General features: G+C 70.5%; 12 protein-coding genes and 3 pseudogenes. 11 read left to right on the forward strand and 4 right to left on the reverse strand.

Annotated elements, in window-relative coordinates; genetic code table 11:
• The first annotated feature begins 177 nt into the window (after window positions 1–177).
• The 6 genes and pseudogenes from ACZ5C2_RS33210 (at window position 178) to ACZ5C2_RS33235 (ending at window position 3799) form a co-directional block, all read left to right on the forward strand.
• Window positions 178–1842 (forward strand): ADP-ribosyltransferase domain-containing protein, encoded by a 1665-nt coding sequence (locus tag ACZ5C2_RS33210; RefSeq protein WP_468799648.1) that lies wholly within the window; start codon window positions 178–180, stop codon window positions 1840–1842.
• A gap of 693 nt (window positions 1843–2535) precedes the next feature.
• Window positions 2536–2661, forward strand: coding sequence for a hypothetical protein (locus ACZ5C2_RS33215; RefSeq protein WP_468799650.1), 126 nt, complete (start codon window positions 2536–2538; stop codon window positions 2659–2661).
• A 113-nt stretch (window positions 2662–2774) separates the two neighbouring features.
• Window positions 2775–2843: pseudogene (locus ACZ5C2_RS33220) on the forward strand (hypothetical protein); the annotation flags it as partial.
• A gap of 58 nt (window positions 2844–2901) precedes the next feature.
• Window positions 2902–3165 (forward strand): annotated as a pseudogene (locus ACZ5C2_RS33225) (ISAzo13 family transposase); the annotation flags it as partial.
• A gap of 7 nt (window positions 3166–3172) precedes the next feature.
• Window positions 3173–3442: pseudogene (locus ACZ5C2_RS33230) on the forward strand (IS3 family transposase); the annotation flags it as partial.
• Between the two features lie 12 nt (window positions 3443–3454).
• On the forward strand, window positions 3455–3799 hold the full coding sequence (locus ACZ5C2_RS33235) for an IS110 family transposase (RefSeq protein WP_468799788.1): 345 nt from the start codon (window positions 3455–3457) through the stop codon (window positions 3797–3799).
• 211 nt (window positions 3800–4010) lie between these two features.
• Here the strand turns inward: ACZ5C2_RS33235 and ACZ5C2_RS33240 are convergent, their stop codons facing one another.
• Entirely contained in the window at window positions 4011–5432 is a 1422-nt protein-coding gene (locus ACZ5C2_RS33240) for an ATP-binding protein (protein ID WP_468799652.1), read from the reverse strand.
• A gap of 490 nt (window positions 5433–5922) precedes the next feature.
• On the opposite strand from ACZ5C2_RS33240, the gene ACZ5C2_RS33245 reads away from it, so the two are divergent.
• Together ACZ5C2_RS33245 and ACZ5C2_RS33250 are read left to right on the forward strand one after the other, a co-directional pair.
• Window positions 5923–8322 carry a 2OG-Fe(II) oxygenase gene (locus tag ACZ5C2_RS33245; RefSeq protein ID WP_468799654.1) on the forward strand — a complete coding sequence of 800 codons (2400 nt, stop codon included), beginning with the start codon at window positions 5923–5925 and terminating at the stop codon, window positions 8320–8322.
• A gap of 103 nt (window positions 8323–8425) precedes the next feature.
• Window positions 8426–8629, forward strand: coding sequence for a hypothetical protein (locus tag ACZ5C2_RS33250; protein ID WP_468799656.1), 204 nt, complete (start codon window positions 8426–8428; stop codon window positions 8627–8629).
• Between the two features lie 218 nt (window positions 8630–8847).
• Here the strand turns inward: ACZ5C2_RS33250 and ACZ5C2_RS33255 are convergent, their stop codons facing one another.
• Entirely contained in the window at window positions 8848–9723 is an 876-nt protein-coding gene (locus ACZ5C2_RS33255; protein ID WP_468799658.1) for an undecaprenyl-diphosphate phosphatase, read from the reverse strand.
• A gap of 157 nt (window positions 9724–9880) precedes the next feature.
• Window positions 9881–10354, reverse strand: a complete 474-nt coding sequence (locus tag ACZ5C2_RS33260; protein WP_468799660.1) for a winged helix-turn-helix transcriptional regulator — start codon at window positions 10352–10354, stop codon at window positions 9881–9883.
• 135 nt (window positions 10355–10489) lie between these two features.
• Between ACZ5C2_RS33260 and ACZ5C2_RS33265 the strand changes: the two genes are divergently transcribed.
• Complete coding sequence (locus tag ACZ5C2_RS33265) at window positions 10490–11659, forward strand: thiolase family protein (RefSeq protein ID WP_468799662.1); 1170 nt, start codon at window positions 10490–10492, stop codon at window positions 11657–11659.
• A gap of 16 nt (window positions 11660–11675) precedes the next feature.
• Here the strand turns inward: ACZ5C2_RS33265 and ACZ5C2_RS33270 are convergent, their stop codons facing one another.
• Window positions 11676–12464 carry a TVP38/TMEM64 family protein gene (locus tag ACZ5C2_RS33270; protein WP_468799664.1) on the reverse strand — a complete coding sequence of 263 codons (789 nt, stop codon included), beginning with the start codon at window positions 12462–12464 and terminating at the stop codon, window positions 11676–11678.
• Window positions 12465–12513: 49 nt separating this feature from the next.
• Here ACZ5C2_RS33270 and ACZ5C2_RS33275 point away from each other — a divergent pair, with 49 nt between their 5' ends.
• Both ACZ5C2_RS33275 and tuf read left to right on the forward strand, forming a co-directional pair.
• The gene (locus ACZ5C2_RS33275) at window positions 12514–13248 is read left to right on the forward strand and encodes a DNA alkylation repair protein (protein ID WP_468799666.1); all 735 of its coding nucleotides are present in this window, start codon (window positions 12514–12516) and stop codon (window positions 13246–13248) included.
• Between the two features lie 326 nt (window positions 13249–13574).
• Window positions 13575–14756: an elongation factor Tu gene (tuf, locus tag ACZ5C2_RS33280; RefSeq protein WP_468799668.1), complete on the forward strand. Its 1182-nt coding sequence runs from the start codon at window positions 13575–13577 to the stop codon at window positions 14754–14756.
• Window positions 14757–14816 lie beyond the last annotated feature (60 nt).

Consider the following 14816-nt stretch of genomic DNA (forward strand, 5'->3'; position numbering starts at 1 on the left):
TACCGCTTCGTGTACTTACTTCCCACCTGGTGCTACTTCCTCTGGAACCTCAAGATCCCAGTCTCCAGGTGTCCATGATCAAGGGGAAGCTTCACCGGTGACGACCTTGCCGCATCTGTTCAGAATGCCGGGGCGCCCGTGGAGGCGTCCGGTTCGAGTATCGGGAGTTCCACCCTCGTGAGTGATGTCGACGTGACGGCCGCGGGCGATGCCGGTTCCCCGGCCGGAGATCCGCTGGGACTGGCCGACTTGTTCACCGGTGGCGGCGAGCCGTGGCTGCCACTGCTCAAACCGTTGATCGAGGCACATCCGGGAGCCGCCGACTTCATCGGCCCGAAGCGCAGCCCGGAGGTCGTTCCGGTGCGCGAGCTGACGTTCCAGGCGTTGAAGCCGCATCCGCCGGAGAAGTGGAAGGTGGTCGTCTTCGGACAGAACCCCTATCCGCGGGCGGAGAGCGCGACCGGCATCGCGATGTTCGACAACACCTTCAACGACTGGAAGGACAGCCAGTTCGGCCGGGTCGTCAGCATCCGCTGCCTCATCAAGGCGGCCGCGATGTGGAAGTACGGCATCATCAAGAAGACCCCGATCGCCGACGTCCGCGCCCTGCTGAAGAAGGAGGACACGGTTCAGCCGCCCGAGTGGTTTCAGGCGATGCTCACCCAGGGTGTGCTGCTGCTGAACGCGTCCCTCACGGCGAGCGCGGACGGGGCGATGGCCACCGATCGGCACACGTCGTTCTGGCGCCCCGTGGTCGAGCAGATCGTCGAGGAGATCCTCCGGGCGAAGCAGGATGCGGTGGAGGAGGACGACCGGGGGGTGGTGTTCGCCTGGTGGGGCGCGCACGCCCGCAGCCTGAAGAGGGTCGTCCAGCGGCTGGAGGAGAAGTACCCGGGGGTGCAGGTGCGTCACTTGGACCACGCCAATCCGGCCGCGCAGGGGGATCTGTTCTGCGAGGGCGACCACTTCGCCCAGGTGAACGACGCCCTGGCGGTGGTGGGGGCCGAGCCGGTCGACTGGCTGCCGCAGAAGGGCTGGGACCAGGGGACGGGCGGGGCCGGCGGGCCCAAGGACGGTGGTGTCGCACAGCGGATGGGGGCGTTCATCGCGTCCACGATGGAGTTGCACCAGCTGTATCTGGAGCGGCTCACCAGCGTCAAGGACGAGGGTCTCGTTCTGCCGCCCGTCACCGGGGTGTTCGACACGCCGCTGGTGGACTTCCGGAAGGCCGTCGACCCGGTCTCGCGGGTGCTCGCGCACCTGGATCGGCATATCGATCTGTCGAACCGTTTCGGGGAGACGAAGGCCGCGGAGGCGGCGTCCGCGGGCGCGCTGTCCGGGGAGGCCGTGGGCGCCTTGTCGGCCGACGCGATCTCGGCCCTCTACCTGTACACGTGCGAGTCGGGCTTCTACCGCGAGATCAACGCCGTGCTGCGCTCGTCGGACCGCGAGCGCGTGGTGCCGTACCTGCCGTACCTGCGGTTGCTGTTTTCGGCGATGGAGGCGTTGCCGGCACAGACACGGCCGCTGTGGCGTGGTGTGGCGCTGGATCTGCGGTCCCAGTACCCGCTGGGGCGGACGGTGACGTGGTGGGGCGTGTCGTCGTGCACGTCCGAGCCGGGTGTGGCTCGCGCGTTCCTCGGCGGGCGTGGCCGGCGGACGCTGTTCGAGGTGACACCCGCGCGGGCGGTGGGGATCCGGCAGTTCTCCGCGTTCACAGGTGAGGAGGAGTACATCCTCGCGCCGGGGACGCAGTTGAAGGTGACGGAGGTGAAGGCCGAACGTGGGGGGCTGTGCACCGTGCGGCTGACCGAGCTGGAGGGGGCCGGCCTGGTGTCATGACGTGCCTGGACCGGGCACGCATGGCAACGCGGCTCGGGCTCCAGCGGGGCCTCCCAACCGATGGCCGTCAACAAGACGGTGATCGCGATGCTGCGCCCGAAGCCGAACATGGCCACCATTGACCCGCGGCGCGTCCAGCTGCCGTCGACGGACCGGACGGCATCGGCACCATCGCCTCGTACTGGACCGAGGTGTCGCTGCCCGCCACCGGCACGTGGGGCGCGCGCCCTCCCACCATGCACGGTTGGTAAGGGAGCGAGGCCGTGGCCCGCGACAAGTTCGTCGCCTGGGTCGGCGCGTACGGCGCAATGCCGGACGGCACCGTCACTTTGGTCGACGAGGACACTGGCCCGGTGCTGAGGACCTGGCCGGACGAGCGCTGACCTTACCCGCCCTTTCCTGCGGCCGTGAAGGGGGAAAGGACGGGCGGGGATGGGCGGCGCGGCCGGGGAACGGGGCACGCTCACCCGGGGGCGCGTCGGCCGGGGCCTTCGCGCGCGCCTCGAACCCGCACCGGGGCCGCCCGCACTGCGCGAGGCCGTCGCCCGGATCCTCGCTGCGCCGTCACACCCGTGTGCCGCCTGCGGAGCGGACTCGCCACCGCCCGCGTCGTCTCAATTTCCGGGTGTGGCGCTGCGTCGGGTGGATTTGTGCTGGAAGCGCGGCATGGCTGTCCGCCGAGGGCATCCTGGCATGCCGACGACGGTGGAGGGGATCGCCGCAGATCTGCGGGCAGCGGCAGGGGAGGCGGGTCTGCTCCAGGCGGCGATGCAGGCGTTTACCCGCGGCGGCAACGGCTGCCTCACCAACCACGGCTGACCCGGCCACCCACGCACAGGGTCGGCCGCCCGGGCAGGCGGCCGGTCCTGTTCCCGCTACACCGTCCGAAGAGGGACGGCCGGTGGAACGAACTGGCCAAGGACGTCGCCGCGATGGCCAACACCCGCGGCGGCCTGATCGGTTTCGGCGTACGCGACACCACCTGCGAACTGGTCAGGATCGATCCCGACGGGGCGAACATCGAGCAGTACGCCCAGTGGATCCGCAACCACGTCCGCCGACGGCGCCCGCAGCGTCCTGGCCGCCGTCCTGAGCCGTCGCAACACCGTCACCCTCACCCTGACGGCCCGACTGCTCGGCCGGGACCGCAACACCCTGAGTTATCACGCTCACCGGACCATGCCCCTGCTGGCCTTCGCCGCGGCCCCCGACATCACCGCGGCCATCACTCAGCGCCGACGAAATCACCCACCCCGCACGATCGAGGCCCTCCAAGACGTGATCGCTGACTACGAAAGCGACATCAAGTCCGGCAGTAGTTAGTTGACGGCTCCTGAACCGCTTCCAGTTCGTTGATGATCATCGCGGCGCGTTCGGCGTCAAGCGGCTGTGCCAGGTCCTGGAGGTCTCCCGGTCCGGGTTCTACCGGTGGCTGAAGGCCGCCCCGGCCCGCCTGGCGCGAGCTCGGGAGGACGCCCGCCTCGCGAGGCGGATCCGGGAGATCCACAAGGAGTCCGACGGCACCTACGGCATCCCGCGCATCACGGCCGAGCTGAAGGCCGCCGGGATCGAGGTCAACCACAAACTCGCCGAGCACCTGGACGCTGCCGGCATCGCGGCGAGCACCGGCTCCTACGGCGCCACGCTGACATCGTTTCTCCGCAGGAACGGTCACAAGGTGGTCGAGGCCGGCCGTCCGGACCGCAGGCTGCGGCGCATGAACGGAAAGTCCGACACCCTGGACGCCGAGAACGCCGCCCGCGCCGTGCTCGCCGGGTTCGCGACCGCCACGCCGAAGACCGCCGACGGCGAAGCCGAGATGATCCGCCAGCTCACAATCGCGCACGACCAGGCCGTTGAACAGCGCGCCACGGCCATGGTCACGATGAAGGCAATACTGGTCCACGCCCCGGACACCCTGCGCCGCGTCTGTCAAACGAACGGCTCTGGTCCGTAGTCGGTGGTGACGCCGAGTAGCCGTCAGGGCAGGAGGATGCGGTGGTGGAGGAAGTCGAATCCGGCGCGTCCGTGCATCTGTCTCGTGATCCTTTTGGTGCGGGTGTTGACGCCTTCGGTGCGGCCGTTGTGGTAGGCAAGGTGAGGCCGGCGTTCACGGCGGGCTCGACGACGTCTCGCGGTGCTCAAGCTGAACGGTCTTGAGTCCCCGCTCAGTTCCAAGCGGCGAGCAGGTCTTCCGGGGTGAGGGTGGTGATTCCTTCCGCGGTGCAGCCGCTGCGGGCGACCGCGAGCAGGGGGGTGTCGTCGTCGGCCCCGGGAAGCTGGGAGCGATGGGTGATCAGGCGGGCCAGGTCGCGCTGGTCGAAGGGCTTGTTCTCAAGCCATTTGATGGATCCGGCGAAGGTGATCTTCTTTGCGATGGGGGAGCGGTCGGCGCCGATGAGGTCGATCTCCGGGTCGTTGGTGCGGGTCCAGTAGCCTCCGACGACGCCGGTGCCCTCGGGGAGCCAGTCGTCGGCCAGGCGCCAGAGGGCTTCGCGGATGACGGGTTCGATGGCGCGCCCGCGCCAGGATGTCCAGCTCGTTCGGATGGAGTCGAGAACGCGGTCGCCGCGGCCGCGTTCGACGGCGGGGATGCCGGGGCCGATGAAGGAGAGCCAGAACCGCAGGTAGGGGTCGTCGATGCGGTAGCGCGTCTCGCGGCTCGGCTTGGTGGACAGGGGGAGTTCGGCGGCGACCATGCGGCGGCCGGTGAGGAGTTCCAGGGAGCGTTTGACGGAGCCTGGGTGGAGGCCGCCGGCGGCTCGGCCGATGAGCGTGAAGGTGCGTTCGCCGTGGCCGATGGCGCTGAGGACGGTGCGGGCTTGCGCTTCGGTGGGGAATTCGGCGGCCAGGGTGCGTTCGCCGCTGACGAGGAGTGCGGAGGTGGGCCGGGTGAGGGCCTGTTCGAGGTAGTCCCACAGGGCGGCGCCGTGGGGCCATTCCTCCAGGATCAAGGGAAGGCCGCCCGTGATGAGGTGAGCGTCGAAGGCGTCGGCCGGGGCCAGGTCGAGCATGGAGGCGACGTCGTGGGGGGTGAGAGCGGGGACGACCATCTCGGTGCCACGCTGATAGAAGGGGCGTCCGTAGGTGTTGAGCTGTTCCATTATGGCGATGTCCGAACCGATGAGGATCAGCAGGACCGGGAGCTTGGACAGGGTCCGGTCGAAGGACTTCTGCAAGGCTCCCTCGAAGCTGGCGTCCTCACGCACGAGATAGGGCATCTCATCGAGTACGACAATGCTGGGTGCGTCGGAGGGCAGAGCGGTGGCGAGCAGGCTTAGGGCCGCATCCCAGCTCTGTGGTGTGGCGAAGTCCGAGAAGCGGCTGGCGTCAGGCAGGGCGGACGCGGCCAATTCGGCGGTGAAGCCCGCCAGGTCCTCGTCTCGGGAGCCGCCGATGGCGGTGAAGAAGACGTGCGGAAGGTCTGCTCGTTCCAGGAACTCTTCTACGAGCCGCGACTTGCCTACCCTTCGGCGCCCGCGGATCAGGATGGCGCGGCCCGGTCGTCCGCCTCTGCTGCCCGCCTGCACCGTGCGCAGCAGGTCTCGCAAGAGGCCGAGTTCGGTCCGGCGCCCGATGAAACCATTCACGATGCACTCTCCTCGATGTGACTACCTTCAATGATAGTCTCATCGATGAGAGTAATGTGCCTGATGGAGCCCCGACGGACCGGAACGGCGCGACGGACGATGACGTGAGCAGCCGGCCAGAGGTGCGGCTCGCACGACTGGTGGCGGGCGGCGCCCGTCAGTCGTCCTTGGCGATTCGGGATTCCCGCCGCCGCAAGCCGGGCTGTGCGTCGGCGCGGCCGCTCAGAGAGCTCGCCGCACGACATCCCCGCGCGTAGGCACCGGGATGGGGTACCGCCTAAGATCCGGCTGAGGTCGATCTCCACAGGGAACAGAACCGCCCCCTTGATCACCCCGCAGAACGCCCCACCGGTCCCGGGCCTCCCCTGAACCTGCGCGGGTGCCCCGAATGTCAAGGCCGTTCTGCCATCTGAGAACAGGGACTTCCAGCAGCGCTAGGGTTTCCGGGACAGAGGGAATGGCACGCTGGCGACCAGGGGAACGAAACACCTTGGGACACGGAGCACGAAAGCAACTGGCGAAGCTGCTCGATGCCTCGGAGCGATGCGGGGACTTCAGCACCCGCATCGAGATGTCCGCCCGCGCGCTGCGGATCGAGGTCGACGGCGTCGGGGTGCTGCCCCTGCCGTTGCGCGCTCCGGTCACCAAGAAGCTGATCGCGCAGGCCCGGCAGGCCCGCTTCGGCCGCGGTGAGCAGACCCTGGCCGACACCAGCGTGCGCGATACCTGGGAGATCACCCCGGACCGGATCACCCTGGGCGGCCCCGACTGGGACCGCACCCTGAGCGGCGTCCTCGACGGCGTCCGTACCGCGCTCGGTCTGCCGCCCACCACCGTCCTGCGGGCCGAACCGCACGCGCTGCTCGTCTACGGCAAGGGCCAGTTCTTCCTGCCGCACCAGGACTCCGAGAAGGACGACTCCATGGTGGGCACCCTGGTGGTCTCGCTGCCCTCGCACCACACCGGCGGCGAACTCGTCGTCTCCCACGCCGGCCGGAGCGTCGTCCACCAGGCGTCCCGGGAGAAGCTGACCTTCGCTGCCTTCTACGCGGACTGCCTGCACGAGGTCAAGCCCGTCAAGTCCGGCTACCGCGTCACCCTCACCATGAACCTCCTCGCCGAACGCACCCGCCCGGCCGGCGAGGACGGCGGTGGCCCGGCCGCCGACCTGGCCCACTGCCTGACCGAACACTTCACCGAGCCGGCCGAAGAGCGTTACGCCTACGGCCGCCAGAAAACGGCGCCCCCGAACCGCCTCGTGTACCTTCTCGACCACGAGTACACCCAGCGTGGTCTGGACTGGGACCGCCTCAAGGGTGCAGACGCCACGCGTGCCACCCGGCTCCGCCAGGCCGCCGGGCAGGCAGGCTGCGAGGCGGTCCTCGCATTGGCCGAGGTGAAGGAGACTTGGGACGCCGTACCGCCCTACGACCGCTACGACTACTACGGCGATGTCGAGCACTTCGACGGCTGCGAGGACGAGGAGTGCGAGGGTGAGTGCCTCCTCGACCCCGACGGGGAGCCCGGGGCCGAGCGCCGCCGCAGTGGCGACTTCTCCGACTACGAGCTGGGCGACCTGATCGACGACGAGATCACCCTCGACTGGTGGACCCGCCCCGACGGCGCCGACGGTGAGCAGATCTCCCTGCCCGTCTCTTACGCCGAGGTGTGCGCCACCACCGAGAACAAGGACCTCACGCCCTACCAGTCCGAGTACGAGGGCTACATGGGCAACTACGGCAACACCCTGGACCGCTGGTACCGGCGGGCCGCAGTGGTGCTCTGGCCCCGGCAACGCTCGTTCGCGGCACGCGCCGAGGCCGGCTCCGAGGGAGCCCTGCGAGAACTCCAGGGCCACCTGGACACCGGGGAGTTGGAGCTGGCGCGTACGCTGGCCCGGTCGCTCGCCCCGATCTGGAAGCATCGCGGTTCGGGCGAAGCGGCCGCTCCACTCTTCACTGCCGCCCTGCACGTCGCGGTGGGACTGGAGGAAGCGGACACCGCCGCGATGCTCCTTGCGCCCTTCGGGGTGGAGACCTTGGGCGAGCGACACGTCCCCGATCTCGCGGAAGCGGCCGCACGGTACGGGCGGACGTGGTCGCGCGGGGCCGTCGGCAGCTGGTTCGGCCCGGTCGCCGCGTACACCGGGGCGGATCGCGCAGCGTGGCTCGAGTCTCTGCCCGGCCTCTGTGCCGCGCTGCGGGCCGCTGACGGTGACGGAGACGCGGTGGCGGCACCGCTGGTGGAGGGCGTGTGGCAAGCGGCCGAGCAGCAGCTCACCGGCTGGCTCGACGTGGGCCGCGAGGCGGAGCGCCGCGCGGGCATGGAACGGCTGGGAGCTCCCTTGGCCCGCATCCTGCAGGCGTGCGACCCGAAAACCGCCGACACGATCGTCACCGCGCTGCGCGGCCTGCCGGACACCGCCCTGGAATGCCTGCTCCCGGCCCTGCGCACCGCGGCCCACCGACCGACGACCGTACGAGACGGGGCACCCGCGGCCCACGCCTTCCAGACGCTCGCCGACCACTGCGAGGCCCGGCTCACCGCGGCCGTCAATCGCCCCGTACGTGCGGCGGACGACTGGTCACTCACCCCGGCCGGTACCTGCCGGTCCGGCTGCGGCCTCTGCCCCGACCTCGACGCCTTCCTCACCTCCCGCACCCGTCGGGTCATGGATTGGCCGCTCGCGAAGGACCGGCGCCGCCACATCCACAGCCGTATCGATCTGGCCGGCCTGCCCGTGTCCCACACCACCCGGCGTCAGGGACGCCCCTACACCCTGGTCCTGACCAAGACGAACGCGGTGTTCACCCGTGAGCAAGCGGCCCGCATCCGCGCCGAGACCGACCTGGCGTGGCTGCGGGAGAAATGGCCCCGGCCCCGCGGCTGAAAGGGGACAGACAAGCCCCGCGGCTCGCGCGCCTGGAACGGCAGTCCGCACCCGGGACGCGGATGCCGCGATCAGCGGCGACACGGGCGCCATCGCCACCGCCGTGTACGGCGCGCTGGGCACCGGCCCGCGCGGTGAGGTGGCTGAGATCACGCACACGTGGGAGGACGTGGAGGCGCGCCTCGGCCGGCTCATCCTCACTGCCGCCGCCGCACTGGACGACCTCACCGGCGATGCCTGGGACACGGTGGATGAGCGGCTGCGTTTCCTCGTGGTGAGGGTCGCGGCCCAGCTAGGCCGGACATGAACCCCAGCTGACCCGCTCCACCCTCCGTACGGAAGGGCCCACACGGACGTGCGGGCCCTTCCGCGTCATCCCCTACGTTGCGGACGCACACGCCCTAAGAGGGCGTATCCCGCCTCCCCGGTGGGAGATGAGTGGGAGACAAGTGGGAGATGATCATGGCGTGGCGCTGCAATCAGGCGCTAGGAAATGCTAGATAGCGCTACCTGCGCGGCCCTGGTTCAGCCGCCGGATTCGCCCGCGTGCGGGCTCAGCGCACCCATGCTGACCAGCACAATCACCACCACACCGAGGGCGATGCGGTAGTACACGAACGGCATGAACGACTTGGTGCTGATGAATTTCATGAACCAGGCGATCACCGCGTACCCGACCGCGAAGGCGATGACCGTCGCGAAGAGCGTCGGGCCCCAGGAGACGTGCCCGCCCTCCGTCGCGTCCTTCAGTTCGAACAGGCCGGACGCCAGCACCGCCGGGATGGCGAGCAGGAAGGAGTAGCGTGCCGCGTCCTCGCGCCGGTAGCCCATGAACAGGCCGCCGCTGATGGTGGCGCCGGAGCGGGAGACGCCCGGGATGAGCGCCATGGCCTGGCAGATGCCGTAGATCAGACCGTCCCTGACCGTCAGGTCCCCCAGTTCCTTGCGCTGTTTGGCCACCCGGTGCCGGCCGCCGCTCTCGTCCCGCGCCGCGAGGCGGTCGGCGACGCCGAGCACGATGCCCATGCCGATGAGCATCGCAGCGGTGAGCCGGAGATCGCGGAACGGGCCCTCGATCTGGTCCTTGAGCGTCACCCCGAGCACACCGATCGGGATCGATCCGACGATGACCAGCCAGCCCATGCGAGCGTCCTGGTCCCGGCGCATCTCCTTGTCCGTCAGGGAGCGGGTCCAGGCCGACAGGATCCGCCCGATGTCCTTGCGGAAGTAGATCAGCACCGCGGTCTCCGTGCCGATCTGGGTGATCGCGGTGAAGGCCGCGCCCGGATCCTCCCAGCCGGAGAAGGCCGCGGTCAGCCGCAGATGCGCGCTGGAGGAGACGGGCAGGAACTCGGTCAGCCCCTGGACGAGTCCGAGGATGAGGGATTCAAACCAAGACATGAGGTAACGGAGTCCAAGTGCCGATCGTGGACGGGCGAAAGGCACACCACACCGCTGTGTGCGGTGATCGATGATCAGGTGCGCCGAGGGCGAAGCGTAGCGCCCCAAGATGAACCCCCGGCCCAGGGGCTTCGCGGCCCGTGGCGCGGGTGTCGGCTCAGGCCGCCGCCGTCGGGCCGCCCACCGTCCAGCCCGGGGACCGCGGATGCGGGGTCAGCTCCTCGTGCCGCGCCTCGTCGCCGCACGCCCGGCAGGTGACGACCGGGACGAACTCGTGGCCGCAGCTGTGCTCGAGCACCATCGGCAGGTCGCCGTCCTGCCGCAGATGGCGGTCGCCCCACTCCTTGAGGGTCAGCAGCACGGGCTCCAGCTCCAGCCCGGCCCGGGTGGGCCGGTACTCGAAGCGCTGCGGGCGCTCGCTGTAGGGGCTCCTGGTCAGGATCCCGGCGTCGACCAGCCGCCGCAGCCGCGTGGCCAGGATGTCGCGGGGGGCGCCGATGTTGCGTACCAGCTGGTCGAAACGGCCGTTGCCGAGACACACCTCGCGCAGGACGAGCAGGGAGTACTTCTCGCCGACGAGTGCGAGCGCGTCGGCGATCGAGCAGGGGCGCGGATTCTTGGAGGCGGCCATACGCCCAGTGTAGGTGAGGGTTTGATTTTCCAACTCATGGCGCTATGGTGAGTTCGGATTTCCTACTCATCGGTACGTCGTTCGTTCCCGTATCGCCCCCGGGTAACCGGCCGGGCGGCCAAGGAGGCCCGCACCATGCGTGACGCAGTCGTCGTCGAAGCCGTACGCACCCCCATCGGCAAGGGCAAGCCGCACGGCGCCCTGGCCCACGTCCACCCCGTCGAACTCCTCGCCCACACCCTGCGCACCCTCGTCGAGCGCTCCGGCGTGGACCCCGCGCTGATCGACGACGTCATCGGCGGCACCGTCGACCAGGTGGGCGAGCAGGCCATGAACACCACGCGCTACGCCGCCCTGTCCGCCGGCCTGCCGGAGTCCGTCCCGGCCACCACGGTGGACCGCCAGTGCGGCTCCTCCCAGCAGGCCGTGCACTTCGCGGCCCAGGGTGTCATCGCGGGCGCGTACGACCTCGTCGTCGCCTGCGGGGTGGAGTCCATGAGCCGGGTGCCGATGTGGTCCAACGTGCCCGAGGGCAAGGATCCCTTCGGCCCCGGCGTCGCCGAGCGCTACCCGGAAGGGCTGGTCCCGCAGGGCATCAGCGCCGAGCTCATCGCCGCCAAGTGGTCGATCACCCGCGAGCGGATGGACGGCTTCGCCGTCTCCTCGCACCAGCGGGCCGCCGCCGCCTGGGCTGCCGGACTGTTCGACGCCGAGGTCGCACCCCTGGACGGCGTCACCCGCGACGAGTGCGTACGGCCGGACAGCACCGCCGAGGTCCTATCCGGTCTGCGGCCCGCCTACCACGACCCCGCCTTCGCCGAGCGCTTCCCGCAGATCGAGTGGAACGTCACCGCGGGCAACGCCAGCCCCGTCAACGACGGCGCCTCGGCCGTCCTCATCACCTCGAGCGAAACCGCCGCCCGGCTCGGCCTGCGCCCGCTCGCGCGGTTGCACAGCTTCGCCGTCACCGGCTCCGACCCGCTGCTGATGCTCACCGGCGTCGTCCCGGCCACCGAGAAGGTGCTGCGCCGGGCCGGTCTCTCGCTCGACGACATCGACCTCTTCGAGGTCAACGAGGCGTTCTCCAGCGTGGTCCTGGCCTGGCAGCAGGAGACCGGCGCCGACCTCGCCAAGGTCAACGTCCACGGCGGAGCCGTCGCCCTCGGCCATCCCCTCGGGGCCAGCGGCACCCGGCTGACGACGACCCTGGTCCACGCGATGCGCGAACGCGGCGCCCGTTACGCCCTGCAGACCATGTGCGAGGCGGGTGGGCTGGCCAACGCGATGGTGCTCGAACGGGTCTGACGCACTGACGGTCCTCTCACTGCCCGCGCAGCTGGTGCCGCTTGCGCCACGCCACCACCGCGCCCGCGAGGCCCGGTACGGCGATGCAGGCCAGCGCGATCAGAAAGGCCGGCGACGTCGGCGTCGAGGCGCGGGCGCCGGCCACGACATAGGCGGCGGTGTTCGGGACCGAGCCGAGCGCCGTCGCCAGCAGGAACGGCAGCAGGCCCATGCGGGATACCGCGGCGCAGTAGTTCGTGGCGGCGAAGGGGATGCCCGGGAACAGCCGGGCCGCCAGCATCGAGCGGAAGCCGTGCCGGCTCAGCTGGTTGTCCGCGGCCTTCAGCCAGCGTCCGCGCAGCAGCGGACGCAGCGCCTCCTGGCCGAGCGCCCGGCCCAGACAGAAGGCCAGCCCGGCGCCCAGCACCGTGCCGCCCAGCGCGGCGGCCAGACCCAGCTGGGAGGCGAACAGCGCACCGGCGGCCAGGTTCAGCAGCGGCCGCGGCACGAACGCCACCGTGCACACCCCGTAGGCCACCGCGTACGCCACCACCGCCGCGGCCCCGCCGAGCCGGTCCGGCCAGCCGTCGGTCAGCAGCCGTTGCGGTTCGAGGACCAGCATCGTCGACGCCGCGGAGGCGAGCAGCACGAGGAGCAGGGACAGCCGTGACCAGGGCGACAACAGCACTCTGGCGCACCGCGCGGCGAAACCCGTGGCGGGCACGAGGGCGGACGCGGCCGTGGGGACGGCGACCGCGAGGTCGTTCGCGGCGGCCCGGGGAGAGGCCGCGGCGGTGCCCCCGGAGCGAGTGGTGGCATCGAGCATCCGGTGACACTAACCGACATATGTGTGTGATCGCCGTAGTGTTCGTCTCATGCGCGTCACAGGAGACGGGACGGCGCCGGCCACACCGCGTCCACCGGGCAGCCCGCTCGCCGACACGGTGCTGGAGCGGCTCACGACCATCTACGGGCGGGCGGCCGATCCGGAGCGGGCCCCGGTCATGCGGGCGTACATGAAGGGCGTCGCCCCCTTCCTGGGCCTGACCACCCCGGTCCGCCGCGCCCTGTCCCGCACCGTCACGGCGGGACTTCCCCGGCCCGACGAGACCGACTGTACGGCCGTCGCCCTGCGCTGCTGGGAGCTGCCCGAGCGTGAGTACCACTACTTCGCCGTGGACTACCTGCGCCGCCACGTGCGGCACTGCTCCTCCGGCTTTCTGCCCGTCACCCGGCATCTCGCGACCACGGTCCCGTGGTGGGACACCGTCGACCTGCTCGCCGCGCACGTCGTCGGGGCGCTGGTCGCCGCCGACCCGGGGCTCACCGACGCCATGGACGAGTGGATCGGCGACGACGACATGTGGCTCGTCCGCACCGCCCTCCTCCACCAGTTGCGCTTCAAGGAGCGCACCGACACCGGACGCCTCTTCGGCTACTGCCTGCGCCAGTCGGGCCACCAGGACTTCTTCGTCCGCAAGGCCATCGGCTGGTGCCTGCGCGAGTATGCCAAGACCGATCCGCACGCCGTACGGGCGTTCCTCGCGCGCGAGGAAGGGCGGTTCGCGCCGCTGTCGGTGCGGGAAGCGCTGAAGAACATCGGCCCGTAGGGGCGGGGCGGGCGCGGGCGTGGGGGCGGGCGCGTAAAACCGTTCGACGCGGGGTGACTTGTCGGCAAGGATCGATGCCATGTTCCGGTACGCCTTCCACCTCGCAGCATCCGCGGTCGCGGATGCCCCGAAGGCTGCCGTTCCCGCTGTCCTCGCAGCAGTCGACGGCGCCCGAAGCTGACCCTCCCCGGATCGTCCGGCGGACCCCCCAGGGGGAGGGTCGGACAGGTTCCCGGGGTCCCCGTCCCGGCCGCGCGCCGAACCGCCGCGCCCGGGGCCATCACGCGTCACCACGCGTCACCATCGAGAGGCTTCGAGGTACCGCCATGTCCAAGACGGCGTACGTCCGCACCAAACCGCATCTGAACATCGGCACGATGGGCCATGTCGACCACGGCAAGACCACCCTGACCGCCGCCATCACCAAGGTCCTCGCCGAGCGCGGGTCCGGCAGCTTCGTCCCGTTCGACCGCATCGACCGGGCGCCGGAGGAGGCCGCCCGCGGCATCACCATCAACATCGCGCACGTCGAGTACGAGACCGGCACCCGGCACTACGCACACGTGGACATGCCCGGCCACGCCGACTACGTCAAGAACATGGTCACCGGCGCCGCGCAGCTCGACGGGGCGATCCTCGTCGTCTCCGCACTGGACGGGATCATGCCGCAGACCGCCGAGCACGTCCTGCTCGCCCGTCAGGTGGGCGTCGACCACATCGTGGTCGCGCTCAACAAGGCGGACGCCGTGGACGACGGCGAGGATGCCGTGCTGACCGACCTGGTCGAGCTGGAGGTCCGCGACCTGCTCTCCGCGCACGGCTACGGCGGCGAGTCCGCGCCCGTCGTACGGGTCTCCGGGCTGAAGGCACTGGAGGGCGACCCGCGCTGGACGGCGTCGGTCGAGGCGCTGCTCGACGCGGTGGACACCTATGTCCCGATGCCCGAGCGGTATCTGGACGCGCCGTTCCTGCTGCCGGTGGAGAACGTGCTCACCATCACCGGCCGGGGCACCGTCGTGACCGGCGCGGTGGAGCGCGGCACCATCCGGGTCGGCGACCGGGTCGAGGTGCTCGGCGCGGAGGTGGAGACCGTGGTGACCGGCCTGGAGACCTTCGGCAAGCCCATGGAGGAGGCGCAGGCCGGGGACAACGTGGCGCTGCTGCTGCGCGGGGTGCCGCGGGACGCGGTGCGGCGCGGACATGTGGTGGCCGCGCCGGGCAGCGTGGTGCCGAGCCGGCGCTTCACGGCGCAGGTGTACGTGCTGTCGGCACGCGAAGGCGGCCGTACGACACCGGTGGCGACCGGCTACCGCCCGCAGTTCTACATCCGCACGGCTGATGTCGTGGGTGACGTCGACCTCGGTGAGGTGGCCGTGGCCCGGCCCGGGGACACGGTCACGGTGACCGTCGAGCTGGGACGGGACGTGCCCCTGGAGTCCGGACTCGGCTTCGCCGTCCGTGAGGGCGGACGCACGGTCGGGGCCGGCACCGTGACGTCGGTCGGCTGAGCCGCGGACGGCTGTCCGCTCCCGTGGCGGGGGCGGACAGCCGCTCGTACGGACGGCGGG

This window comes from Streptomyces sp. NPDC031365 (assembly GCF_055569765.1).

Coding starts and splice junctions, on each gene's coding strand:
- ACZ5C2_RS33215 (WP_468799650.1), top strand. CDS start 2,536: ATGCCGACGACGGTGGAGGGGATCGCCGCAGATCTGCGGGCAGCGGCA.
- ACZ5C2_RS33255 (WP_468799658.1), bottom strand. CDS start 9,723: ATGTCTTGGTTTGAATCCCTCATCCTCGGACTCGTCCAGGGGCTGACC.
- ACZ5C2_RS33260 (WP_468799660.1), bottom strand. CDS start 10,354: ATGGCCGCCTCCAAGAATCCGCGCCCCTGCTCGATCGCCGACGCGCTC.
- ACZ5C2_RS33265 (WP_468799662.1), top strand. CDS start 10,490: ATGCGTGACGCAGTCGTCGTCGAAGCCGTACGCACCCCCATCGGCAAG.
- ACZ5C2_RS33270 (WP_468799664.1), bottom strand. CDS start 12,464: ATGCTCGATGCCACCACTCGCTCCGGGGGCACCGCCGCGGCCTCTCCC.
- ACZ5C2_RS33275 (WP_468799666.1), top strand. CDS start 12,514: ATGCGCGTCACAGGAGACGGGACGGCGCCGGCCACACCGCGTCCACCG.
- tuf (WP_468799668.1), top strand. CDS start 13,575: ATGTCCAAGACGGCGTACGTCCGCACCAAACCGCATCTGAACATCGGC.